Source organism: Caulobacter sp. FV2ps19, assembly GCF_058681035.1.
This window is the reverse complement of sequence record NZ_CM178729.1, coordinates 133025-155177: the sequence shown is the minus strand read 5'-3', so window position 1 is coordinate 155177 and position 22153 is coordinate 133025. Positions and strand designations below refer to the sequence as shown.

At 66.0% G+C, this 22153-nt stretch carries 27 protein-coding genes; 14 read left to right on the top strand and 13 right to left on the bottom strand.

Features of this window, described 5'->3' with window-relative positions; genetic code table 11:
* Positions 1-31: 31 nt before the first annotated feature.
* Positions 32-343 carry a ferritin family protein gene (locus ACW18B_RS00725; RefSeq protein WP_492048947.1) on the bottom strand — a complete coding sequence of 104 codons (312 nt, stop codon included), beginning with the start codon at positions 341-343 and terminating at the stop codon, positions 32-34.
* Between the two features lie 76 nt (positions 344-419).
* Here ACW18B_RS00725 and ACW18B_RS00720 point away from each other — a divergent pair, with 76 nt between their 5' ends.
* The gene (locus ACW18B_RS00720; protein WP_492048946.1) at positions 420-2138 is read left to right on the top strand and encodes an alkaline phosphatase D family protein; all 1719 of its coding nucleotides are present in this window, start codon (positions 420-422) and stop codon (positions 2136-2138) included.
* On the opposite strand, the gene ACW18B_RS00715 is transcribed toward ACW18B_RS00720, so the two are convergent.
* The 3 genes from ACW18B_RS00715 to folE all read right to left on the bottom strand — a co-directional run bounded on the left by ACW18B_RS00715 (position 2135) and on the right by folE (position 3898).
* On the bottom strand, positions 2135-2761 hold the full coding sequence (locus ACW18B_RS00715; protein WP_492048945.1) for a LysE family translocator: 627 nt from the start codon (positions 2759-2761) through the stop codon (positions 2135-2137). The genes ACW18B_RS00720 and ACW18B_RS00715 overlap by 4 nt on opposite strands.
* Before the next feature lies 1 nt (position 2762).
* Entirely contained in the window at positions 2763-3176 is a 414-nt protein-coding gene (gene hisI, locus ACW18B_RS00710) for a phosphoribosyl-AMP cyclohydrolase (RefSeq protein ID WP_492048944.1), read from the bottom strand.
* A gap of 65 nt (positions 3177-3241) precedes the next feature.
* Positions 3242-3898: a GTP cyclohydrolase I FolE gene (gene folE, locus ACW18B_RS00705; RefSeq protein ID WP_492048943.1), complete on the bottom strand. Its 657-nt coding sequence runs from the start codon at positions 3896-3898 to the stop codon at positions 3242-3244.
* Between the two features lie 192 nt (positions 3899-4090).
* Here folE and cysS point away from each other — a divergent pair, with 192 nt between their 5' ends.
* From cysS to ACW18B_RS00675, 6 genes are read left to right on the top strand one after another with little or no spacing between them, the layout of a single operon-like run.
* Entirely contained in the window at positions 4091-5482 is a 1392-nt protein-coding gene (gene cysS / locus ACW18B_RS00700; RefSeq protein WP_492048942.1) for a cysteine--tRNA ligase, read from the top strand.
* Positions 5483-5494: 12 nt separating this feature from the next.
* Entirely contained in the window at positions 5495-5965 is a 471-nt protein-coding gene (locus tag ACW18B_RS00695; protein ID WP_492048941.1) for an SRPBCC family protein, read from the top strand.
* Positions 5962-6423: an iron-sulfur cluster assembly scaffold protein gene (locus tag ACW18B_RS00690; protein ID WP_492048940.1), complete on the top strand. Its 462-nt coding sequence runs from the start codon at positions 5962-5964 to the stop codon at positions 6421-6423. The genes ACW18B_RS00695 and ACW18B_RS00690 overlap by 4 nt, the downstream gene beginning before the upstream one ends.
* A gap of 52 nt (positions 6424-6475) precedes the next feature.
* On the top strand, positions 6476-6730 hold the full coding sequence (gene yidD / locus ACW18B_RS00685; RefSeq protein ID WP_492048939.1) for a membrane protein insertion efficiency factor YidD: 255 nt from the start codon (positions 6476-6478) through the stop codon (positions 6728-6730).
* The gene (gene thrS, locus ACW18B_RS00680) at positions 6727-8709 is read left to right on the top strand and encodes a threonine--tRNA ligase (protein ID WP_492048938.1); all 1983 of its coding nucleotides are present in this window, start codon (positions 6727-6729) and stop codon (positions 8707-8709) included. Before yidD ends, thrS begins: the two co-directional genes overlap by 4 nt.
* On the top strand, positions 8709-9635 hold the full coding sequence (locus tag ACW18B_RS00675; protein ID WP_492048937.1) for a glycosyltransferase family 2 protein: 927 nt from the start codon (positions 8709-8711) through the stop codon (positions 9633-9635). The genes thrS and ACW18B_RS00675 overlap by 1 nt, the downstream gene beginning before the upstream one ends.
* A 30-nt stretch (positions 9636-9665) precedes the next feature.
* Here the strand turns inward: ACW18B_RS00675 and ACW18B_RS00670 are convergent, their stop codons facing one another.
* From ACW18B_RS00670 to ACW18B_RS00660, 3 genes are read right to left on the bottom strand one after another with little or no spacing between them, the layout of a single operon-like run.
* Positions 9666-10034: a hypothetical protein gene (locus ACW18B_RS00670; RefSeq protein ID WP_492048936.1), complete on the bottom strand. Its 369-nt coding sequence runs from the start codon at positions 10032-10034 to the stop codon at positions 9666-9668.
* Positions 10031-10930 (bottom strand): hydroxymethylglutaryl-CoA lyase, encoded by a 900-nt coding sequence (locus ACW18B_RS00665; RefSeq protein ID WP_492048935.1) that lies wholly within the window; start codon positions 10928-10930, stop codon positions 10031-10033. The genes ACW18B_RS00670 and ACW18B_RS00665 overlap by 4 nt, the downstream gene beginning before the upstream one ends.
* Complete coding sequence (locus ACW18B_RS00660) at positions 10927-12627, bottom strand: ArnT family glycosyltransferase (RefSeq protein WP_492048934.1); 1701 nt, start codon at positions 12625-12627, stop codon at positions 10927-10929. The genes ACW18B_RS00665 and ACW18B_RS00660 overlap by 4 nt, the downstream gene beginning before the upstream one ends.
* Before the next feature lie 56 nt (positions 12628-12683).
* On the opposite strand from ACW18B_RS00660, the gene ACW18B_RS00655 reads away from it, so the two are divergent.
* A complete protein-coding gene (locus ACW18B_RS00655; protein ID WP_492048933.1) occupies positions 12684-13421 on the top strand; it encodes a glycosyltransferase family 2 protein in 738 nt (245 codons plus the stop codon).
* A 108-nt stretch (positions 13422-13529) separates the two neighbouring features.
* Positions 13530-13952, top strand: coding sequence for a hypothetical protein (locus tag ACW18B_RS00650; protein ID WP_492048932.1), 423 nt, complete (start codon positions 13530-13532; stop codon positions 13950-13952).
* A gap of 30 nt (positions 13953-13982) precedes the next feature.
* Here ACW18B_RS00650 and ACW18B_RS00645 read toward each other — a convergent pair whose 3' ends face one another.
* Positions 13983-14123 (bottom strand): hypothetical protein, encoded by a 141-nt coding sequence (locus tag ACW18B_RS00645; RefSeq protein ID WP_492048931.1) that lies wholly within the window; start codon positions 14121-14123, stop codon positions 13983-13985.
* A gap of 158 nt (positions 14124-14281) precedes the next feature.
* Between ACW18B_RS00645 and ACW18B_RS00640 the strand changes: the two genes are divergently transcribed.
* Positions 14282-15556: an acetyl-CoA C-acyltransferase gene (locus ACW18B_RS00640; protein ID WP_492048930.1), complete on the top strand. Its 1275-nt coding sequence runs from the start codon at positions 14282-14284 to the stop codon at positions 15554-15556.
* Positions 15557-15694: 138 nt separating this feature from the next.
* The gene (locus ACW18B_RS00635) at positions 15695-16012 is read left to right on the top strand and encodes a DNA-binding protein (RefSeq protein ID WP_492051820.1); all 318 of its coding nucleotides are present in this window, start codon (positions 15695-15697) and stop codon (positions 16010-16012) included.
* On the opposite strand, the gene ACW18B_RS00630 is transcribed toward ACW18B_RS00635, so the two are convergent.
* Positions 16009-16278, bottom strand: coding sequence for a hypothetical protein (locus ACW18B_RS00630; RefSeq protein ID WP_492048929.1), 270 nt, complete (start codon positions 16276-16278; stop codon positions 16009-16011). The genes ACW18B_RS00635 and ACW18B_RS00630 overlap by 4 nt on opposite strands.
* 131 nt (positions 16279-16409) lie before the next feature.
* Complete coding sequence (gene phaR / locus ACW18B_RS00625; protein WP_492048928.1) at positions 16410-17093, bottom strand: polyhydroxyalkanoate synthesis repressor PhaR; 684 nt, start codon at positions 17091-17093, stop codon at positions 16410-16412.
* Positions 17094-17313: 220 nt separating this feature from the next.
* On the opposite strand from phaR, the gene ACW18B_RS00620 reads away from it, so the two are divergent.
* From ACW18B_RS00620 to ACW18B_RS00610, 3 genes are all read left to right on the top strand, one after another.
* Positions 17314-18489 (top strand): acetyl-CoA C-acetyltransferase, encoded by a 1176-nt coding sequence (locus ACW18B_RS00620; RefSeq protein ID WP_492048927.1) that lies wholly within the window; start codon positions 17314-17316, stop codon positions 18487-18489.
* A gap of 86 nt (positions 18490-18575) precedes the next feature.
* Positions 18576-19301, top strand: a complete 726-nt coding sequence (locus ACW18B_RS00615) for a beta-ketoacyl-ACP reductase (RefSeq protein ID WP_492048926.1) — start codon at positions 18576-18578, stop codon at positions 19299-19301.
* A gap of 245 nt (positions 19302-19546) precedes the next feature.
* Positions 19547-20275, top strand: a complete 729-nt coding sequence (locus tag ACW18B_RS00610) for a DUF4908 domain-containing protein (protein WP_492048925.1) — start codon at positions 19547-19549, stop codon at positions 20273-20275.
* A gap of 25 nt (positions 20276-20300) precedes the next feature.
* On the opposite strand, the gene ACW18B_RS00605 is transcribed toward ACW18B_RS00610, so the two are convergent.
* The 3 genes from ACW18B_RS00605 to gloB form a co-directional block, all read right to left on the bottom strand.
* Positions 20301-20741, bottom strand: a complete 441-nt coding sequence (locus tag ACW18B_RS00605; RefSeq protein WP_492048924.1) for a hypothetical protein — start codon at positions 20739-20741, stop codon at positions 20301-20303.
* Positions 20742-20874: 133 nt separating this feature from the next.
* Positions 20875-21339: a cupin domain-containing protein gene (locus tag ACW18B_RS00600; protein ID WP_492048923.1), complete on the bottom strand. Its 465-nt coding sequence runs from the start codon at positions 21337-21339 to the stop codon at positions 20875-20877.
* Positions 21336-22082 carry a hydroxyacylglutathione hydrolase gene (gene gloB / locus ACW18B_RS00595; RefSeq protein WP_492048922.1) on the bottom strand — a complete coding sequence of 249 codons (747 nt, stop codon included), beginning with the start codon at positions 22080-22082 and terminating at the stop codon, positions 21336-21338. The genes ACW18B_RS00600 and gloB overlap by 4 nt, the downstream gene beginning before the upstream one ends.
* Positions 22083-22153: the final 71 nt, after the last annotated feature.

Genomic DNA, 22153 nt, shown 5'->3' with positions numbered 1-22153 from the left:
CCGTTCCGCGATGACCTTGTCGGGGGAAGCTCTATTCGCCGCCCGTCGCTTCTTCCTCATGGCCGGCGATCGAGCCGTCCTTGAACAGGTATTCCTTCAACTGTTCGTTGGTCTCGGGATCGTCGCGCCGCAGCCATTCCAGCACCATGGCGGCGTGCTCCAGCTCTTCGCGCGCATTGTGCAGCAGGATCTTCTTCAGCTCGACATCGTCGCAGTCGTCGGCACGCTGACGATACCAGTCCACAGCCTCGAACTCCTCAATCAGCGAGGTGATCGCATAGTGGCGGTTGAGGGTCTTGCGGCTGAGTTTTTCACGGGGAACGTGAAGGCCTTCACTCGACATGCGTCATCTTCCTGTTGTGGTCTGGAGGTAACGCACGGAAGCCGAAACGGCGCCGTGGCCCCAAGGGATAGTTCCAATGAAGATCGATCGTCGTAAAGCGCTAGCGTTCCTGGGTCTTGGCGGTGCGGCCGGCGTTGGAACTCGAGCAACGGCGCGGACCCAGGCTTTTGCCGGGGCGGTGACCTTCGACCATGGCGTGGCCAGCGGCGATCCTACCGCAATGGGCGCCATCCTCTGGACCCGGGTCACCCCGCCTGCCGACGTTCAGGGCGAGATCGTTCTTGCGCTGGACGTGGCCGCGGATTCTGATTTCAAGACGGTCGTGCACAGCGAGCCACGCCTGTCGACCACGGGCGCGCGCGACTTCACGGTCAAGTATGACCTGAGCAGCAAGCGTCTGAAGCCGGGGACGGAATACTGGTATCGGTTCAAGGCCAATGGCGTCACCTCACCCGTAGGCCGCCTGCGCACCCTGCCGGTGGGCGCCACCCAGGACGTGGTCCTGGCGGTGGCCTCATGCTCGCTCTATCCGAACGGCTATTTCAACGCCTATGACGCCATCGCCAAGCTGTCGCGCGTCGATGCGGTGCTGCACCTGGGTGACTACATCTACGAATATGGCGGCGCGCCGGGCGACTACGGCATGAACTCGCCGGTTGCGGCCCAGCGCAAGCCCGATCCTGCGCACGAGATCGTCACCCTGGACGACTATCGCCGCCGCCACGCCCTCTACAAGACCGATACCCAACTGCAGGCCGCCCATGCGCGCGCGCCGTGGATCGTGGTGTGGGACGATCACGAAACCGCCAATGACAGCTGGCAGGGCGGGGCTGAAAACCATACGCAGGGCGATCTCGCCAAGGGCGGCGAAGGCGACTGGGCGACACGCAAGGCTGCGGCGCTGAAGGCCTATTATGAGTGGATGCCGATCCGCGAACCCGTGGCCGGCGCCCTGGCCGAATCCAGCTGGCGCGGCTTCCAGTTCGGTGATGTCGCCACCCTGCTGATGACCGAGACCCGACTGACGGCGCGTTCCGAACAGCTGGACTACGCCCACGACCTGCCGATGGTCGACGGCAAGCCCGATGTTCCGGCGTTTATGGCCAAGTGGAACGCGCCCGACCGCCGCCTGTTGGGCGAGGCGCAGAGCCAGTGGCTGGGTGATCGACTGACGGCTTCGGTCAAGTCGGCCAGCGCCTGGCAGGTGCTGGGCAACCAGGTGGTGATGGCGCGGGTCGCCGGTCCCAACCTGGCGAAGGTCATGGGTCCGGAGAAATTCGAAGCGGTCCTCGCCAAGCTGCCGGCCGCCATCAGCGTCCGCGTCAAGCAGGGTGTGGGGCTGTCCGAAATCGGCCTGCCCTATAATCTCGACTCCTGGGATGGCTATCCGGCCGATCGCGAGCGGCTGTACGACCTGTTCAAGGCCGCGGGCGCCCATCCGATCGTGTTGTCGGGCGACAGCCACTCGTTCTGGGCCAATGAACTGTTCGACGCCTCGGGCGCCCATCGCGTCGCCGCCGAGTTCGGCGCGACGGGGATCACCTCGCCGGGCTATGGCGACATCCTGCCGGGCCTGCCGCTGGGCGAGGCGTTCGCCCAACGCAACAAGGAGGTCGTCTATGCCGACCCCGCCGCCAAGGGCTTTGTGCTGCTGACGCTTGAGCACGGCCGGGCCACCGGCGAGATGGTTGCGGTCTCGACCATTGTCGACAAGGCCTATACGACCAAGGTGCTCAAGCGCTTCGTGGTCACGCCCACCCAGGGCGGGGGCGTCGAGGCCCTGGCGGAAGGCTAGCGCCGCTCCAGCGCCAGGCGCAGGCCAAAGGCGATGAAGACGCCGCCGGTGATCCGGTCCAGCCATCGGATCACCGAGGCCTCGCGCAGCAGGCCGGCCAAGGGCGTGGTGGCGGCGATCAGCAGGCCGGCCCACATCAGACCCATGACCACGTGGATCGCGGCCAGCAACACGCCGAAGCTGGCCGGCTGGACTCCCGTCGGCACGAACTGCGGCAGGAACGAGATATAGAACACCCCGACCTTGGGATTGAGCAGGTTGGTCAGCAGGCCCCGTCGTAGGGACGCGACCGCGCCACCGCCCGTGGGCGCTGCCGCGCCCGGCTCAAAGCGGTCGCGAGGCTTGGCGATCATCTTCAGGCCCATCCAGACCAGATAGGCGGCGCCGGCCCATTTCAGGGCGGTATAGGCCAGGGTGGACGCGGTCAGCAGAGCGCCGGCGCCGACGGCGGCCGCCACGCCCCAGACCATGCAACCCGTCCCGATGCCGACCGCCGCCGCAAAGGCGCGGCGCGGGCCCTCGGTGGCGGCGGTGCGCAGCACTAGGGCGGTGTCGAGGCCCGGGGTGAGGGTCAGCAGACCGGCGGCGAGGCTGAAGGCCAAGAGGGCCTGGACGACCGTCATCTCAGCAGCCTACCGTGTCTTGGCGCTCGACCAGCTTGCCGTCCTCCATCACGCGATAGAAGCAGGAGCGGAAGCCGACATGGCAGGCCCCGCCGTCGCCCTGCGGCCGCACCTTGATCAGCACGGCGTCCTGGTCGCAGTCGACCCGCAGTTCCGTGACGATCTGCAGCTGACCGCTGGTCTCGCCCTTCTTCCAGAGTGCGTTGCGCGAGCGGCTGAAATAGTGGGCGACGCCGGTGTCGACGGTCAGCTTCAGCGCTTCGGCGTTCATCCAGGCCAGCATCAGGATCTCGCCGGTGTCGGCGTGCTGAGCCACCGCGACCACCAGGCCGTCGGCGTTGAAGCGCGGGGCCAGCTGGTCGCCGCGTTCGAGGGCGTGCTTGTCATGGGCGTGTGGAAACAGGGGCGTGCTCATGCGTCCCATATGGCGCCGTCCACGCCCCTTGGGCTAGCCCAAGGGGCGGAGGGAAAGCACTCAGGCTACTTGCGCGTCACCAGATCCATGAACCGCTGCTGCAGGACCTTGTCGGTCTTGAACACGCCGCGGAACTGGGTGGTGATGGTCGAGACGTCATGGTGGTGGACGCCGCGGGTGCTCATGCACTGGTGCTCGGCGTCGATCAGCACGGCCACGCCGGCGGCCGACAGGTGGTCCTCGATGGCGTCGGCGACCTGCATCGTCATGGTCTCCTGGGTCTGGAGACGCTTGGCGAAGATCTCGACCAGACGCGCCAGCTTGGACAGGCCCACGACCTTGCCGGTCGGCATATAGGCCACCCAGGCCTTGCCCAGGAACGGCGCCATGTGGTGCTCGCAGTGGCTCTGCACGTCGATGCCGCGCAGCATGACCATGTCGTCATAGCCCTGGACGTCCTCGAAGGTGCGCGAGAGTTCCTTGGCCGGGTCGCCCTCATAGCCGGCGAACCACTCGCCATAGGCGTCGACCACGCGCTTGGGTGTGTCGAGCAAGCCTTCGCGATCGGGATTGTCGCCGGCCCAGGCCAGCAGGGTCCGGACGGCGGCCATGGCCTCGTCTCGGCTGGGGCGCTGGGCGGGTTCAAGATCAAGAGCGGCGTTGTCCCCAAGAGAAGAATGGGGGAGGCTGGTCAGGGTTCGCGCGCTGGTCAGGGCGTCCATGTTGGAGGGTCTTTCCACGGGCTGAGTTGCGCCGGAGCGCCTCTCGCTCCGGAATGACGCGTGCCACCCGTTTCACAGCTACGGCCGACCCCATCGAAAAGATGACGTGTCGTCCGTCTGTCCACTAGCTATATGGGGCCCATCCGATACCAAGCAACACCCTAACGTTACGTCAGGCAGACCAGTTTTCTCATGACCTTGAAGCTCCACGACACCATGACGCGCGAAAAGCGCGCCTTCGTTCCCGCCGATCCGAGCCGGGTGACGATGTATGTCTGCGGGCCCACGGTCTATAATCACGCCCATATCGGCAACTTCCGGCCGGTTGTGGTGTTCGACGTGCTGTTCCGGATGCTGCGCCACCTCTACGGCGATGAAGCGGTGGTCTATGCGCGCAACGTCACCGACGTCGACGACAAGATCAACAAGAAGGCCTTCGAGGAGGGCGTACCGATCAGCGTCATCACCGAGCGCTATCTGGCCGCCTATCATGCCGATGCCGCCGGCCTGCTGACCCTGCCGCCCACGCTCGAGCCCAAGGCCACCGAGCACATGGGTCCGATCATCGCGATGATCGAAAAGCTGGTCGATAACGGCAAGGCCTATGCCGCCGAGGGGCATGTGTTGTTCGACACCCAGGCCTTCTCCGACTACGGCGAGTTGTCAGGTCGCAACATGGACGACATGATCGCCGGCGCGCGGGTCGAGGTCGCGCCCTACAAACGCCACCCCGCCGACTTCGTGCTGTGGAAGCCGTCCAAGGAAAACGAACCCGTCTGGGACAGCCCCTTCGGTTCCGGCCGCCCCGGCTGGCACATCGAATGCTCGGCCATGATCGACAAGGCCCTGGGCAAGACCATCGACATCCACGGCGGCGGCATCGACCTCGCCTTCCCGCACCATGAGAACGAGCTGGCCCAGAGCCGCTGCGCCCATGACCTGCCCGTGCTGGCCAATTACTGGCTGCACAACGGCTTCCTCGATATGGCCGGCGAGAAAATGTCCAAGAGCCTGGGCAATGTCGTCATCCCGCATGAGCTCTTGAAGACCATGCCCGGCGAGGCGATCCGCTGGGCGCTGCTCAGCGCCCACTATCGCCAGCCGCTGGACTGGACGCCGGAACTTCTGGAGCAGAGCAAGAAAGCCCTGGACCGTCTGTACGGCGCGCTGCGCCGCGCTAAGGACGTGCCGATGGACCAGGCGATGGAGGCCCCGGCCGAGGTGATCGCCGCGCTGGAGGATGATCTGAACACGCCGCTGGCTCTGTCCGCCTTCTTCGAGGTCTCCAGCGCCATCGAGCGCGCGGTCACGGCCGGCGACACGGTGGCCATCGCCGCCAACAAGGCCCGTCTGCTGGAGGCCGGAGCCTTGCTGGGCTTCCTGCAGGCCGATCCGGACGCCTGGTTCGAGGGCGACGCCTCCGACGACCTGAAAGCCCAGGTCGAAGACCTGCTGCTGCGTCGCATCGAGGCCCGCACGGCCAAGGACTGGACCGCCGCCGACGCCATCCGCGCCGAACTCGACGCCTTAGGCGTGGTGGTCATGGATGGCCCCGCGGGGGCGACCTGGCGGATGAAGGACTAAGGGAGCCCGCCCATGCAAAGAGCTGTTGAACATCGCATTGGCGTCCAGGCCCCGGCCGAGCTGATCTGGGAAATCATTTCCGATTTCTCGACCTGGGACCGCTGGAACCCCATCCACCCCAAGGCCGAGGGGCAGATGAAGATCGGTACGCCGCTGACGGTGCATCAGGCCTTGCCGGACGAGCCGGTGCGCGTGATCCAGCCGGTCGTCCAGGACTGGGTGCCCTATGAGCAGCTCCACTGGCGATCCAGCCGTCTGGGCGGTTTCGTCACGGCCATCCGCTATATCGAGATCGAGAAGATGGGCGAAGCCAACGCCACCTTCTCGAACGGCGAACTGTTCATGGGCCTGCTGGTGCGCTGGATCAGCCGCGACGATCGACGCAAACTGCGGGCTGCCTATACGCAGATGGGCGAGGCATTGCGCGATTATGCCGAGGCGGTCTGGTCCCAGCGCCAGGCCAACCCCACCTCTGCCTCATGATCGACGAGCTCTACAGCGCCAAGATCCTGACCCTGGTGGCCAACATGCCGCGCGCCGGGCGACTGGCCGCGCCGGACGCCTCGTCTGAAAAAACCGCCAAGCTCTGTGGCAGTCGGATCACGGTGGATGTGGTGCTGGATCAGGGCCGCGTCAGCGACTTCGCCCAGGACGTCGCGGCCTGCGCTCTCGGGCAGGCGTCGGCCGCGATCCTCGGCGCCAACATCATCGGCGCGGATCTTTCCGAGATCGAGTTGGCGCGCGATTCCCTAAGCGCTATGCTCAAGTCGAACGGTTCGCCTCCCGCGGGCCGGTTTTCGGAGCTCGCCGTGCTGGAGCCGGTCAAGGCCTACCCCGCCCGTCACGCCTCGACGCTTTTGGCGTTCGAAGCGGCGGTGGAGGCTGTCTCTCGGGCCACAGCGGCGACAGAAACGCGAACTAGCCGCGCCGGCGCGGCTTGATTACGGCTTTTCGCGGGTGCGATAACCACCTTCGAAGCAATCGCGCGCTGGCATGACCCTCTACGAACGCACCGTCGACCTTGGCCTTAGGGCCTACAAGTTGACGCTCTCGCCCCTCATCGGGCGTCAGTGCCGTTTTCTGCCGAGTTGTTCGGAGTATGCGGCCCAGGCGCTTAAGGATCACGGACCCGCCAAGGGGTCCTGGCTGGCGTTGCGACGGATTTGCCGATGCAATCCGTTTGGAGGATCGGGGTATGACCCGTCTCCGCCGCGCGACAAGCCACGCAAGTGGATATGTGAAGAATGATCGATCTGGTTTTCCCTGACGGTTCCTCCCGTCAATACCCCGCCGGTTCCAGCGGGCGCGACGTGGCGGCCGCCATTTCCAAGTCGCTTGAGAAGAAGGCGCTGCTGATCAAGCTGGACGGCGTCCTGCTTGACCTTGATCGCCCGCTGACGCCGGACCTGCTGACCGGCGATTGCAAGTTCGAGATCATCACCCGCGACGCCCCCGAGGTGTTGGAGGTGATCCGCCACGACACCGCCCACGTCCTGGCCCAGGCGGTGCAGGAGCTGTTCCCCGGCACCCAGGTGACCATCGGCCCCAACGTCGAGGACGGTTTCTACTACGACTTCGCCCGCGATGAGCCGTTCAGTCTGGATGATCTGCCCAAGATCGAAGAGCGGATGCGCCAGATCGTCGATCGCGACGAGAAGATCCGCCGCGAGGAGGTTGATCGCGACGTCGCCATCGCCGACTTCGAGGCCATGGGCGAAAGCTACAAGGCCCAGATCATCCGCGACCTGCCGGCCAGCGACACGATCACGGTCTATCATCAGGGCGGCACCTGGAAGGACCTGTGCCGCGGGCCGCACCTGCCGTCGACCAAGGCGGTGGGCAAGGCCTTCAAACTGACCAAGCTGGCCGGGGCCTATTGGCGCGGCGATCAGAACAACGCTCAGTTGCAACGCATCTATGGCACCAGCTGGGCCTCTGACGCCGATCTGGCCGCCTATCTGCTGCGCGTCGAGGAAGCCGAGAAGCGCGATCACCGCAAGCTGGGCCGCACGATGGACCTCTTCCACATCCAGGAAGAGGGCAAGGGCATGATCTTCTGGCACCCGAAGGGCTGGACGCTCTATCGGGCGCTTGAGGACTATATGCGCCGCCGTCTGGACGCCGCCGGCTATCAGGAAGTGAAGACGCCGCAGATCCTCGATCGCAGCCTGTGGGAAAGGTCTGGCCACGCCGACAAGTTCGGCCACGCCATGTTCATGTGCGAAACCGCCGAGGGCGAGGTCATGGCCGTTAAGCCCATGAACTGCCCCGGCCATATCCAGATCTTCAATATCGGTCAGAAATCGTATCGCGAACTGCCGCTGCGCATGGCCGAGTTCGGCGCCTGCCACCGCTATGAGCCGTCAGGCGCCATGCATGGCATCATGCGGGTGCGGGCTTTCACCCAGGATGACGCCCACATCTTCTGCCGTGAAGAACAGGTCACGGACGAAAGCGCCAAGTTCATCGAGCTGTTGCGCAGCGTCTATACCGATCTGGGCATGGACCTCCACGACGTGAAGTTCTCGACGCGCCCCGAATTGCGCGCCGGCTCCGACGAAGTCTGGGACAAGGCCGAACACGCCTTGGCCACGGCCGCTGAGGCCGCGGGTGAGCGTCTGGTCGACCAGCCGGGCGAAGGCGCCTTCTATGGCCCCAAGCTGGAATTCTCACTGAAGGACGCGATTGGTCGCGTCTGGCAGTGCGGAACCTTGCAGCTTGACTTTGTCTTGCCGGAACGACTGGACGCCGAGTACGTTTCGGAGGACGGTTCAAAAAAGCGTCCGGTGATGCTTCACAGGGCGATACTGGGGTCGTTCGAACGCTTTATCGGGATTCTTCTGGAAAACTTCGCGGGTCACCTGCCGCTGTGGCTAGCGCCGACGCAGGTGGTCGTGGCTACTATCACGTCTGATGCCGACGACTATGCCCGTCAGGTCGTCAAAAGATTGACATCCTTGGGGATACGCGCGGAAGTGGATCTGCGTAATGAAAAGATCAACTATAAGATTCGCGAGCACAGCCTCGCAAAGGTTCCGGTGATCGCGGTGGTGGGGCGTAAAGAAGCTGAGACGGGGCAGGTCGCCCTACGCCGTTTGGGTGGCGAAGGGCAGAACATCCTGTCGCTCGAAGACGCCGCGCGCGTGCTCGCCGCCGAAGCGACGCCGCCCGATCTCGCCCGCGCTCGCGGCTTGGTCACGGGCGTGCCAGAGGCCGCGCTCGCCTGATGAACAGCATCCTGCCGTCCTTCACGACCCTTGCCGCCGGCGCCCGCCCGGCGCGCCCGAACGTTTCGGTGGTGATGGTCGTGTACCGGACGGGGCGGGCCCTGACCGAAAGCATCAGGCACGTTCTGGACGAGCCGCTGGTCGATGAATTCGTCATCGTCGACAACGGCTCGTCGCCGCGTGACGCCGAGATGCTTCGCGCCCTGGGCCTGACAGAACCGCGCGTCGTGCTGCAGCAAGGCCACGGCAATGTCGGTTTCGCCCGCGGCGCCAATCTGGGCGCGACGACGGCCAAGGGCGAATACATCATCTTCATCAACCCTGACGCCAATCTGCAGGCGGGTTGCATCGCAGCCCTGGTGACCGCGTTCCGCGGCCAGCCGACGCCGACCGTGGTTGGCGCGCGGGTGATGAACACTGACGGCACCGAGCAGCGGGGCGGCCGTCGCGGCGAAGTGACGCCAATCACCACCCTGCTCAGCTTCGGTCATCTGACCCGTCGTTACGCCAAGCTGTCGGGCTTCGAGATCCATCGCGAAAGCGAGCCTCTCCCGCGCTCGCCCGTACAGATGCCGACCATTTCGGGGGCCTGTTTCGCCCTGCGCCGCTGCGACTTCGAGGCTCTGGACGGCTTCGACGAGGGTTATTTCCTGCATGTCGAGGACATCGACCTGTGCTGGCGGGCCCGTCAGGCCGGCGGCCGGGTGATTTTCCAGCCCAAGGCCCAGGTCGTGCATCTGGGGCACACCAGCCTGGAGCACCCCGTGAAGGTCGAGTTCCACAAGGGCGTGGGGCTGTCGCGCTACTTCATCAAGCGCGCCGACACCCTGCAACGCTACGCCCTGGCCGTGTTCCTGGCCCCGGCCATCATGCTGATGTCGGTCTGTCGCCCACTGTTGTGGAAGATCACCGGCCGACCGATCTAGTCCAGTAGGCCAATAGTCCAGTTTGGCGCGCTACATCGGCGCGATCGTCTCGTCCATCAGACCATCCGGACCTGTGATAGAGGTTGGCGCCTTCAGCGCCCGGGCCGGCAGCATGGCGCGATAGCGGGCATAGATGGCCTTGATATCGCGGCCGCTCTTGGCCTGCAGGCAAAGGTCATATTCTCCCTCGCGACCCCATGGCCTGCGCTCGACACGCGCCAGGTCACGATCGGCCTCCACCGCCGCGCCGATGCGGGCGGCCAGGGGGTGGTCGATCCCCATGCCATAGCTGCCGAACTTGACTGTGACATCGCAGCGCGCGGCGACCTCGACGGGATCGACCGCCGTACAGGCGCCGAGCAGCAAGGCGGCGCTTGCGATAAGCGAAGGGCGGATCATGCGGGGAATCCTCCAGCCCGCGCCAGCGACGAGGCCGGCGCCTTGCCCAGGCGCGCGCTGATCGCCCGCCCGGTCTCGATCAGGGCGTCAAGGTCGTATCCCGTCTCGAAGCCGGCTCGCTCCAGCATATAGACCAGATCTTCGGCGCCGATATTGCCGGTGGCGTTGGGCGCAAAGGGGCAACCGCCCAGACCGCCGACCGAGGCGTCCAGCACATCGACGCCGGCCTCGACGCTGGCGAAGGCGTTGGCCAGGCCGGTGTTGCGGGTGTCGTGGAAGTGCATGCGCAGACGGGTGTCCGGCGCGGCGGCGCGCACCGCCTCGATCCGCTTGCGGACGGTCCAGGGATCGGCGACGCCGATGGTGTCGCCCAGGGCGATCTCGGCGACGTTCAGGGCGGCCGCCTCGCGAACGATGGCGACGATCTGGTCCTCGCTGACCTCGCCGTCGAACGGACAGCCAAAGGCCACCGACAGGGTCATGGTGATGGGCGGTCCGCCCTCGACCGCCTGGCGCTCGACCATGGCGGCCAGGGCGTCGACCTGCTGATTGACGGTCGAGCCCTGATTGCGGACCGCAAAACCCTCCGAGGCGCAGACCACCACATTGGCCTCATCGCACTGGGCCGCCACGCAGCGCTCCCAGCCGCGCATGTTCAGAACCAGACCGATCCGCGAGTGCTTCAGGTCCGAGGGCAGGGCGGCCATGATCTCCTCGGCCCCCGCCATTTGCGGCACGCGGTTGGGGTTGACGAACGACACCACCTCCATGCGCCGAGCCCCACAGGCCTCCAGCTGGCGGATCAGGTCCAGCCGTTCCTCGACCGACAGGGCGAGCTTCTCGTTTTGAAGTCCGTCGCGCGGTCCGACCTCGACGATCTCGATGAAGCGGCTCATGGGCGGTCTCCGATCGTGGGCGGGGCGGCCGGCCCAACGGTCTGACGCTCGCCGCGATAGATCGTCAGGCGCTCGTCATCACCGTCGGAATAGTTCTGGCCGATGATCACCGCCACGGGATGCGGCGTTAGGCCGGATGCGGCCAGGGCCCGGCGAAACACCGCGTCCTCGCGCGCCTCGATCACGGCTGGACGGCCCCGGGCTATGGCCTGGGCGGCCCGTTCGCCGTCGGTCAGTTCGGTGGCGGTGCCCAGAAGGAACACCAGGCTGGGCTCGGAATAGCCGCTGACCGCGACGGGACCGGGGGCGCCCGAGCGCGGCGACAGCTTGGTGCGGTCCAGGGCGTCGGCGACGGCCTTGGACAGGAACAGCGGCTCCAGATGCGGCAACAGCCCGCCTACCAGGCAGGCATGGGCCGCGACGCCCAGGGCTCCGGAGATCACGAGGGCGCGCGCCGATTGCCGGCGCAGCAGCAACACCGCCCCCAGTCCGCCGGCGATCAGCAGCAGCAGCACGGTCAGAACGGTCCAGATCAGATCGGTCCCCTGGCCAAACTGCTTCATGCAAAACACCGCGACGGCGGCCAGAAGCAAGGAGATGAACACGGTCAGGCCCGCGCCGATCCGCCGGACCAGATTGCCCAGCGGCGCCCGCACGGCGGCGGCCATCAGCATGGCCAGGCCGCCCATGGCCGGCAGGGTATAGTGCACAAGCTTAGTGGGCAGCAGCTCGAACATCAGCCAGGTGGGGATCAGCCAACAGACGGCGAACCGCACGCCGGCCTCCTTGCGACCCGTCCAGGCCAGGATCAGGCCGGCCGGCAAGAGCAGGGTGGCGGGATAGACCAGCAGGGGCGAGAGCAGGGCGTGATAGCCGAACGGACCGGCATGGCCCTCCTGGCCGCCGGCCATCTTGGGGGCCAGGTCGCCCCCCACCGCCGTGCTCCAGAACCCGCCGTCGGTGGCCACGGTGATCATCATCGCCCAGGGCAGCACCACGCCGGCGAACAGGATCATCCCCCAGCCCCAGCCCAGATCCTTGACCCAACCCGCCTTGCGATCCAAGGCCCACAAGGCCAGGCCGGCCATCAGCACGACGAGCGGACCGACCGGACCCTTGATCAGCGCCGCCACGGCCAGGCCGATCCAGAAGGCCAGCTTGGTCAGGTTGCCGGGCTTTCGACCCGCCAGGTGGTCGGCGTACATCCTGGCCAAGGCGGCCATGGCCAGGGTGGTGGTTCCGCACAGGGCCGCGTCGGTCTTGGCGATGAAGGCTTCGCTGGACAGCAGGAAGGTCGCGCCGAGGATGGATCCGGCCAGCAGACCGGTGCGCGGGTCAAACAGCGCCGCCGCGCCCCAGGCGCAGGCCGCGGCCGCCAGCATCGCCCCCAGCAGGGACGGGATGCGATAGGCCCAGATCCCCCGATCCTCGGGGGCCGAGAGCAGGGAAACGCTGGCCGCCTGCAGCCAGTGAATGCCGACAGGTTTCTTGAAGCGCGGCTGATCCTGGAACTTGATCACCACCAGGTCGTCGGTTTCCAGCATCTGGGCCGTGGCCTGGGCGAAGCGCGATTCGTCACGGTCCAGCGGCGGCATGGCCAGCAGGCCCGGCAGGCCGGCCACGAGCGCCAGAAGGGCGGCGAACAAAGGAGCGCGCCAGCCGCGGCTCCACGCATCCAGGCGAGATTCAAGCGTCATGGCGCATGGAATAGCACGATCCTTTCGCGTGGGGAGTTTTGAGGTATTAGAGGCTGATGATCGCCGCTCCCGCCGCCACACCCGACTATTCGATTGTCGTCCCCGTGTTTGACGAGGGCGGCGCCGCGCCGGCCCTGGCGCGCGAGATCGCGGCCGCCTTCGCCGGGCAGAACCACGAGATCATCTTCATCGACGACGCCAGCCGTGACGACACCCGGGCCCTGTTGGTGGCGCTGAAGACCGAGATTCCGCAGCTGCGGGTGCTGTCGCATCGCAAGAACTCCGGCCAGAGCCGCGCCGTGCGTAGCGGCGTTCTGGCCGCCCGCGCCCCAATCGTGGTCACCCTGGACGGCGACGGCCAGAACGATCCGGCCGATGCGCCGCGCCTGGCCCAGGCCCTGGCGGCCGGTCCCTCCACCCTGGCCCTGGTCGGTGGCGAGCGGGTCAAGCGCCAGGACAGCTCGGCCAAGCGCTTCGCGTCGAAGTTCGGCAACGGGGTGCGCAAGCGTCTGCTCAAGGACACGGCCAATGACACCGGCTGCGGGCTCAAGGCCTTCCGGCGCGAAGCCTTCTTGCGGCTTCCGTATTTCGATCACATCCATCGCTACATCCCGGCCCTGATGCTGCGCGAGGGCTATGAGGTGGCGTTCCAGCCGGTGAACCATCGTCACCGCGAGAGCGGGGTGTCGAAATACACCAATTTCGGGCGGCTCAAGGCGTCGGTGAGCGACCTGCTGGGCGTCATGTGGCTGCAGACCCGGGCCCGCAATCCGCAGGGCGTGGACGAAGCTTAGCCTTCAGTTAGCGCCCTGGGGTTGAACCGCCTTCTCGCCTGCGAAAAATGCGGTTAACCGTAGCTCGCGCGGCCCTGACGGTCGCGCGTCCTGGGGGAGAGGCTTTCGATGTTCGCCGCGGTACCGCTGCTGGCCCTGCCAGTTCTGGTCTATAATCTGATCGCCCTGACCCTGGCGGGGGCGTTCATGTCGGCCGAAGCGCATGCGCGCATGACCGAGACCCTCTTCACCATCCGCATGACCTCCCGCGTCGATTGGGCTGTCAGCCTCAGCGACCTGTTGCTGGCCGCCTCACTGGTGGTGCTGTTCGTCGAGCTCCTGAAGTCGACGACCAGCCGCAGGATCGCGATCATCAATCACTCGCTGTCGCTGGTGCTGTTCATCGGCTGTCTGATCGAGTTCCTGCTGGCCCCGGCCTTCGCCACCTCGACCTTCTTCCTGATCACGGTGATGGTCCTGCTGGACGTTCTGGCCGGCTTCATCGTCACCATCGTCGCGGCGCGGCGCGATGTGGACTTCGGCGACCACTAGGGGCGATTACGCGAGGCAGGGTCGAGGAGGTCAGTCTTTGCGGCGCTCGGCGATCCGACGCTTCTCGGCGGCGCGAATGCCGCGCCAATGGGCCACGTAGGGTTCGGCGAAGGTCCAGCCGACCATCGCAATCAAGATCGCCACGACCAGACCTGACAACACAATAAGCACGGAAGCCCTCCCCAACGTATCGGGGAGATATAGCGTTCAGCTCTTAAGGGTTGCTCGACCGGCATGGTGAATAGCGCATTAGGTTAAAAACCTACAAGACGCCCTATATCCAGTCCTGCATCAGCTGATGGCTGTCATTCCGCACGATTGGATTATCCATGGCCGTTGCCACCAAGACCGACATCTGGCTCGCCGCCGGCGTGCGGACCCCCTTCGCCAAGATCGATGGCGCGCTGGCGAGACTGGACGCCATCGGCCTGTCGGTTCCCGTGGCGAAGGCCATGCTGGCCAGGGCCCGGCCGGACTTCGCGATCTGGGGGACGGTGATCCCCAACCTGACCTTCAGCAATCTGGCCCGCGAGGTGCTGCTGGACGCCGGCGCCGATCCGACCATTCCGGCCTTTTCGACCGTGATGGCCTGCTCGACCAGCATGATCGGGGTTATCGAAGCGGCCGGCATGATCGACGGCCGCGGTCGCGACCTGGCCCTGGTCGGCGGGGTCGAGAGCATGAGCAACGTCCAGGTCGGCATGAGCGTGGCCTTCTCCGGCTGGCTCAAGGGTCTGCAGCAGGCCAGGACGCCGGGCGCCAAGCTGGCCCAGCTGTTCAAACTCAAGCCCAGCGACCTCAAGCTGTGGATTCCCAAGGTCGTCAACCGCACCACCGGCCTGTCGATGGGCGAGCACACCGAGATCACCGCCAAGGACTGGAATCTGACCCGGAGCGATCAGGACCAGATCGCCTTCGAGAGCCACCAGACCGCTGTGAAGGCCTGGGACAGCGGCTTCTTCGATGATCTGGTGATCCCGGTCGGCGGCGTGACGCGCGACACCATCCCGCGCAAGGACTCGACGCTGGAAAAGCTGGCCAAGCTGGGACCGGCCTTTGACAAGACCAGCGGCCAGGGCACGCTGACGGCCGGCAATTCCTCGCCGCTGACCGATGGCGCGGCCGCGATCTGGGTGGCCTCCAAGGCGGGATTGGCGCGGCTGCCCAAGGACACGCCGCGCGTGAAGGTGGTCGATTTCGAGGTCACGGCCATCGACCTGCGCCACGAGGGGCTATTGATGGCGCCGGCCTATGGCGTGCCGCGCCTGCTGGCCCGCAACGGCCTGATCTATGACGATATCGGCCTGTGGGAGATCCACGAGGCCTTCGCCGCCCAGGTGCTGTCGCACATCGCGGCCTGGACGACGCCAGCCTTCGTGAAGGCCAAGGCGGGGGTCGAGGCGGATCTGGGGTCATTCCCCCGCGAGCGGATGAATCCCACAGGCGGCAGTCTGGCCATCGGCCACCCGTTCGGCGCGACAGGCGTCCGCATCCTGAGTCAGGCGGTCAAGGAATTGGCGGCCAGGCCCAAGGGCGAGAAGGCCATCGTCAGCATCTGCGCCGACGGCGGGCAGGGCACCATGATGCTGCTGGAGAACGCCTAGGTCAGGGCCGTGAAGATCAGGGTGACCACGGCGATGTCGAGAAAGCGGATGGCGGCGGTCAGCATGGCAGGCCTCGTCGGCGATGAATTCACCAACGGTTAAGCAAGACCGGCGCCAAGCGGGGCGCCTAAGGATGAAATCCTGATGGCGTTGTTCTTCGATCGCGACTGGTACGAGGCGCGGCTGGCCGAGCGGGGTCTGGATCGCGGCGCCCTGGCGGCCGTGGCCGGGATGGACGCGGCGGCTCTGGCGCTGGCGTTCAAGGATCAGCGCGAACTGTCCTGGAGTGAACTGACGGCTTTTGCTGAGCTTTTGGGCGTCACGCCGGCCGAAGCGGCCTTGCGGGCGGGGGTCCGGCCGCCGCCGGATTTGGTCGATGCGCGAGACCGGAAGATCGCGGCCCTCGAAGCCAGGGTCGCGGCGCTTGAAGCGCGTCTTGGGAGGTATGAACCCTAGATCTGGGTCTTCTTGATCAGGCCCGCTTGGGGACGTCGGTCCGATTCACCGGAAAATTCCGTCCCAAGATAGGTCGATCGCGCCGAGGCGAGCACTTCCTGCCCACCGCGCAGACCGCGCTTCTGACCGCTCTGGCCCATCAGATGGGCGGCGAAGGTCGCAAAGCCGCCCTTGCGGGGTGGCGGAGCGGGGTTCTCGTCGCGCACGAAGACGACTTCCTCGGGCTCGGCCTGATGGGCGGAGTCGTCGGAGGTGTTTGGGCGCACGATGAGCGCGCGCCGCGTGGGGCCGGAACGCCGGAGGGGATCGACAGGGCCATTCATGGTGAAGACCGTAGGGCCGTGACCGTTAAGAACGGATGGTTTGGCTTGGTTTCCCGCGCCTTAAGGTTTGACTCTCAGGGCTTGGTGGCCAGTTTCTCGATCTGCTGCTGCATGGCCTCCAGCTGGCGCTTGAGATCGGCCAGGGAATCTTCACTGGGCTGCTGCGGCGCAGGCGCGGGGGGCGCGGGATCTGGCGCTGCGGCGGCGGCAGAGGCTGCAGCAGCGTCCTCGGGGCGGGCATAGGCGAACGGCGAGAACATCTTCATCGCCCGATCGAACAGCGCCATGTTCTGGCGGATCTGCTCTTCATAGACGCCAACGCCCACCGGCAGCTTGGCGGCGGTCAGGCCCGGCGTGACGCCTGCGAACTGGGTGCGCATGCGTTCCTGCTGCTTGGTGAAGCTCTCCAGCGACATTTCCAGATAGCTGGGCAGGAAGGCCTGCATGGAATTGCCGTAGAAGCCGATCAGCTGACGCAGGAACTGGATGGGCAGAAGGTTCTGGCCGCCGCCGCGGTTTTCTTCCTCGAAGATGATCTGGGTGAGGACCGAGCGGGTGATGTCGTCATTGGACTTGGCGTCATAGACGACGAAGTCGACGCCCTCCTTCACCATGTCCGACAGGTGATCGAGGGTGACGTACGAGCTGGACGCTGTGTTGTAGAGGCGACGGTTGGCGTATTTCTTGATGATAACGCGCTGGCCGGCAGCTTTTTCGGTTCCGGCGGCGGTTTCGCCTTTTTCAGGGTTCTCGGACATTTCGTTCCCTAGGACAGCGGTGTCGCCCGCTTTTCGCATCGCACTATCGCCAATGCAAAGGCATGGCGCCAGTGGTCAGAACACTTGGAAGACGCAACAAGCCATGAAAATGTGCCCGTGACGAATGCGGGCGGTTATGCATTGTGCTGCTGCACTGCAAAAAAGCAAAGGCGCCGCAACTGCTAAGGCGTCGCGTCAAGATCGTTATGGGAGCCTCGCCATGAGCGACATCGTCATCGTTTCCGCCGCCCGCACGCCGGTTGGCTCCTTCAACGGGGCGCTGTCCAGCCTGCCCGCCTCGGAACTGGGCAAGATCGCCATCCAGGCCGCCATCGAGCGCGCCGGCATCGCCGCCGCCGATGTCGATGAAGTGATCCTGGGTCAGGTTCTGCAGGCCGGCGCCGGTCAGGGGCCCGCTCGCCAGGCCGCGATCAACGCCGGCATCCCCGTCGAGAGCCCGGCCTGGAGCCTCAACCAGCTGTGCGGCTCGGGCCTGCGCGCCGTGGCCCTGGCGGCCCAGCAGATCCAGACCGGCGACGCCAGGATCGTGGTGGCCGGCGGCCAGGAAAGCATGAGCCAGGCGCCGCACGCCCAGAACCTGCGTAACGGTCAGAAGATGGGCGACCTGTCGTTCGTCGACACCATGATCAAGGACGGGCTGTGGGACGCTTTCCACGGCTATCACATGGGTCAGACCGCCGAGAACATCGCGTCACGCTGGCAGATCACCCGCGGCGACCAGGACACCTTCGCCGTCGCCAGCCAGAACAAGGCCGAAGCCGCCCAGAAGGCCGGCAGGTTCGACGCCGAGATCGTTCCGGTCACCATCAAGGGTCGCAAGGGCGACACCATCGTCGACAAGGACGAATTCATTCGTCACGGCGTGACTCTGGACGCCATTTCGGGTCTGCGTCCGGCCTTCACCAAGGACGGCTCGGTCACCGCCGCCAATGCCTCGGGTCTCAATGACGGCGCCGCCGCCCTGGTGCTGATGAGCGCGGATGAGGCCAAGGCGCGGGGCCTCAAGCCTCTGGCGCGTATCGCCTCGTGGGCCAATGCCGGCGTCGAGCCCGAGATCATGGGCACGGGTCCGATCCCGGCCAGCAAGAAGGCCCTCGAGAAGGCCGGCTGGACCGTCGCCGATCTTGATCTGGTCGAGTCCAACGAAGCCTTCGCCGCCCAGTCCCTGTGCGTGGTTCGCGAGCTCGGCCTCGACACCAGCAAGGTCAATGTCAATGGCGGGGCCATCGCCATCGGCCATCCGATCGGCGCCTCGGGCGCCCGGATCCTCACGACCCTGCTGCACGAGATGAAGCGCTCGGGCGCCAAGAAGGGTCTGGCCACCCTCTGCATCGGCGGCGGCATGGGCGTGGCCATGTGCGTCGAGGCGATCTGAACAGGCTGTTGACGATGATCAAGGCGCCGGAGGCTTGTTCCGGCGCCTGATCGAGCGAACCATAAGAACACTTGCGGGAGAGACACATGACGAGAGTTGCATTCGTGACCGGCGGCACCCGGGGGATTGGCCGCGCGATCTGCGAGCGACTGGTGGCCGACGGCATGAAGGTCGCGGCCGGCTATTCCGGCAATGAAGAGGCCGCCGCCGCCTGCGCCAAGGACCTTGGCGTGATGGTTGTGAAGGGCAATGTCGGCTCGTTCGATGATTGCGCCGCCGCCGTGAAGGCGGTCGAGGCCGAGCTCGGCCCGATCGACGTGCTGGTCAACAACGCCGGCATCACCCGCGACGGCATGCTGCACAAGATGACCTACGAGCAGTGGTCGGAAGTCATCCGGGTCAACATGGATAGCGCCTTCAACATGACCCGCCCGGTCATAGAGGGCATGCGCGAGCGCGGCTGGGGGCGGATCGTCAATATCAGCTCGATCAATGGTCAGAAGGGCCAGATGGGCCAGACCAACTATTCGGCCGCCAAGGCCGGGCTGATCGGCTTCACCAAGGCCCTGGCCCTCGAGAACGCCAAGAAGGGCGTCACCGTCAATGTGATCTGCCCCGGCTATATCGACACCGAGATGGTCGCCGCCGTGCCGGAAAACGTGCTGGCCGGCATCATCGCCGGCATCCCGGTGGGCCGCCTGGGCAAGGGCGAGGAGATCGCCGACATGGTCTCGTTCCTGGCCGGCGAGCGCGCGGGCTTTGTCACCGGCGCGACCCTGACGCTGAACGGCGGACAATACATGGCCGCCTGAGGTCGCTTTGCGGCTTCGAATCCACGGACAGCCCGGTCGCGACTAGCGCCCGGGCTGTCATCGTGAAGGTTGACGACCCCCGGTATTTCATCGTGAAAGCTTGGCCTTGGGGTGGCGACGCGCGATTGTGCGGTGTCGTCGATATGCGCGACTGTCCAAGATTCGCCCTAGTCGACGGGCATTACGGGTCCATGAAGAGTTCGATGGTTTTGAACGGCGGCCGGGGGGCAAGGACCGTCCTCGCGATGGTCGCCATTCTGGCGATCGCTTCGCCGGCGGGGGCTCAACAGGCGGTGCAGTCCCTGAGGGATGCGCTGCTGGGTCATCGCAGCCTTTCCCCTTCGCGGCGTCCGCCGCCGCCGCCCGTCGCCCGCTATGTGTCCGAGACCGGCAGCGCCTTCGTGCTCGACCGCGCCTCGCCGCTGACGCTGATGAAGTTCGAGAACAGCGCCGAAGTCTGGGTTCTTTCGCCGCAGCCGGCGCCGCGCGGCGACGTCATCTATCGCAACGAGATGGGCGAACCGGTTCTGCGCGCCACCAAGCTGGGCGGCATGACCCTCTTCACCGAGGAGAATCCCAACGGCGCCGCCGCAGCCCTGATGGGCAAGGCGCCGTCGATCCAGCCGCCCGCGGTCATTTCGCCCAATACCCTGTTCCAGCGCATGGGGCAGGCCAGCAGCCGGGCCAGTCGCGCGGCTCAGCGGCTTGTGCCGTTCGAGACGGTTCAGGACGCTGAGCCGGAAACCTCGGTGTTGGTCGCTGAGTCCGCGACGATCACCGCCGAGGCGTTCGAGCGCATGGCGCGCAAGGGCGATCGGTCGATCCTGGCCAAGGTGAGACGGGTGCTGCTGGCCAAGGGGGACAAGCCTGGCGCGACGTTCAAGAACGGCGACCTGATCGTCACCTACGCGCCCGGCCAGGGCGCGGCCGGGCGGCCGTCTTCCAAGCGTATCGTCAAGGTCGTGAACCGCTAGGCCTGCTGCGGATCATCCAGAGGCGTCAGCTCGCTTCAATGCCGATGGCCTTCAATTCCTTGAGCATCCGCAGCAGGCTGGTGTGCGATCGCTTGAGCGCGTTCACGATTTCGGGGCGCGCCAGGGCCTCCAGGGGCACGATGAATCCCTCGCGCCCGACCTTGACCGCCATGCCGCGCTTGAGCATCTCGACGACGCGACGGCGGACGGTTTCGTAAGGCAGGCCCAGGGAATCGGCGACCTGACGGATCGTGATGGGGCGCCGCTCGTCGTCGGGCGGGATATCTTCAACCTGCGCATAGGTTCGGCCCCGCAGATGCGAGACATTGCCGGCCCAAAGCGTGGTGAAGACCAGGGAATAGAGGATATCCACACCGTGGGCCTCGTTTGCGATCTCGACCCATCGCAAAAGATAGTCCGTGGCGCTGCGGGCGGCTGCGCGCGCGTCAAGGTACTCGTCCGACATAACTGATCCCAGGCCCCCAATTTGAGAGAACCCAGTTACATCGCCTTGCAGCGGCCCGCCCTGAAAAGCGCTGTCGCTTGGGTGCGGTAAATTGTCTCGGCCCAGGGCGTTTGTGCTCGAAACGGGTACCAGATCAGGCCTCGCGAAGGTCCGGGCGCCAGGCGGGCGGCGCCAGTTCGAAGCCCTCGAAGCGAAACCCTGGCGCGACCGTGCAGCCGACCAGGGTCCAGGCGCCGAGGCTGACGGCGGTCTGCCACCACAGGGTCGGCACAACCACCTGCGGCCGGCAGCCGGCGCGAAGGTCCGGCCCCAGCACATGGGCTGTCGCGCCCTTGCCGTCGGGCGGCGACAGGGTCAGCGAGATCGGCGCGCCGGCGTGATAGTGCCAGACCTCGACCGCATCGACCCGATGCCAGGCCGACATCTGCTCGGCCTCCAACAGATAATAGATCGCCGTCGAGGCGGGGCGGTCGCCGTGCAGCGCGACATCCTCGAAGGTGCGGCGATACCAGCCACCCTCCGGATGGGGCCGCAGGTCGAGCATCCGGATGATTTCCTTGGCGCCCAGATCGCCTGAAATGCCGCGATCGGTCCTCATCCCTGAAAGCCGTCCTTGGCGGCGCGGATTTCGCCAAAGGCCAGGGCGGGGGAAAGGCCCGGCCTCAGCAGCGGCGCGCGCAGGAACGGGTTGGTCGCCTTCTCAACGCCGATCGAGGTCGGCACGGTCGGTTCGCCGCGTTCCCGGGCCGCGAACACCTGATCGGCGCGCGCCTTCACCGCCGGATCGTCGTCGACCGACAAAGCGAAGCGCGCGTTGGAGGCGGTATATTCATGGGCGCAATAGACGGTGGTCTGGTCGGGCAGGGCCGTCAGTCGGCCCAGCGAGTCCCACATCTGTTCAGCCGTGCCTTCGAACAACCGCCCGCAACCGAGCGCGAACAGGGTGTCGCCCACGAAGACGATATCGTCCTTTGCATCGGAATAGGCGATGTGGCCCAGGGTATGACCGCCGGTGTCGATCACGGTGAAGCGGGTCTCGCCAAGCTCGACGATCTCGCCATCCCCGACTTCGCGGTCCAGCGGGGCGATGCGGGTGACCTCGGCGGGGCCGACGATGGTGGCGCCTGTCGCGGCCTTGATCGCCGCGTTGCCGCCCGCGTGGTCGGGGTGCCAGTGGGTGTTGAGGATCAGGTCGAGGCCCCAGCCGAGCCGGCCCAGTTCGGCGAGAATGGCGTCGGCGTCCGGCGTATCGATGGTCGCCGTCTTTCCGGTCGCATCGTCGCGCACGAGAAAGCCATAGTTGTCGGACAGGCATGCAAACTGGTGGACGGTCAGCGACATGAGCGGGCCTTCTGTTCGTGCGAGACAGTGACGCGGACCGCGCCACCGCCTACATAGATGATCTTGCCGCC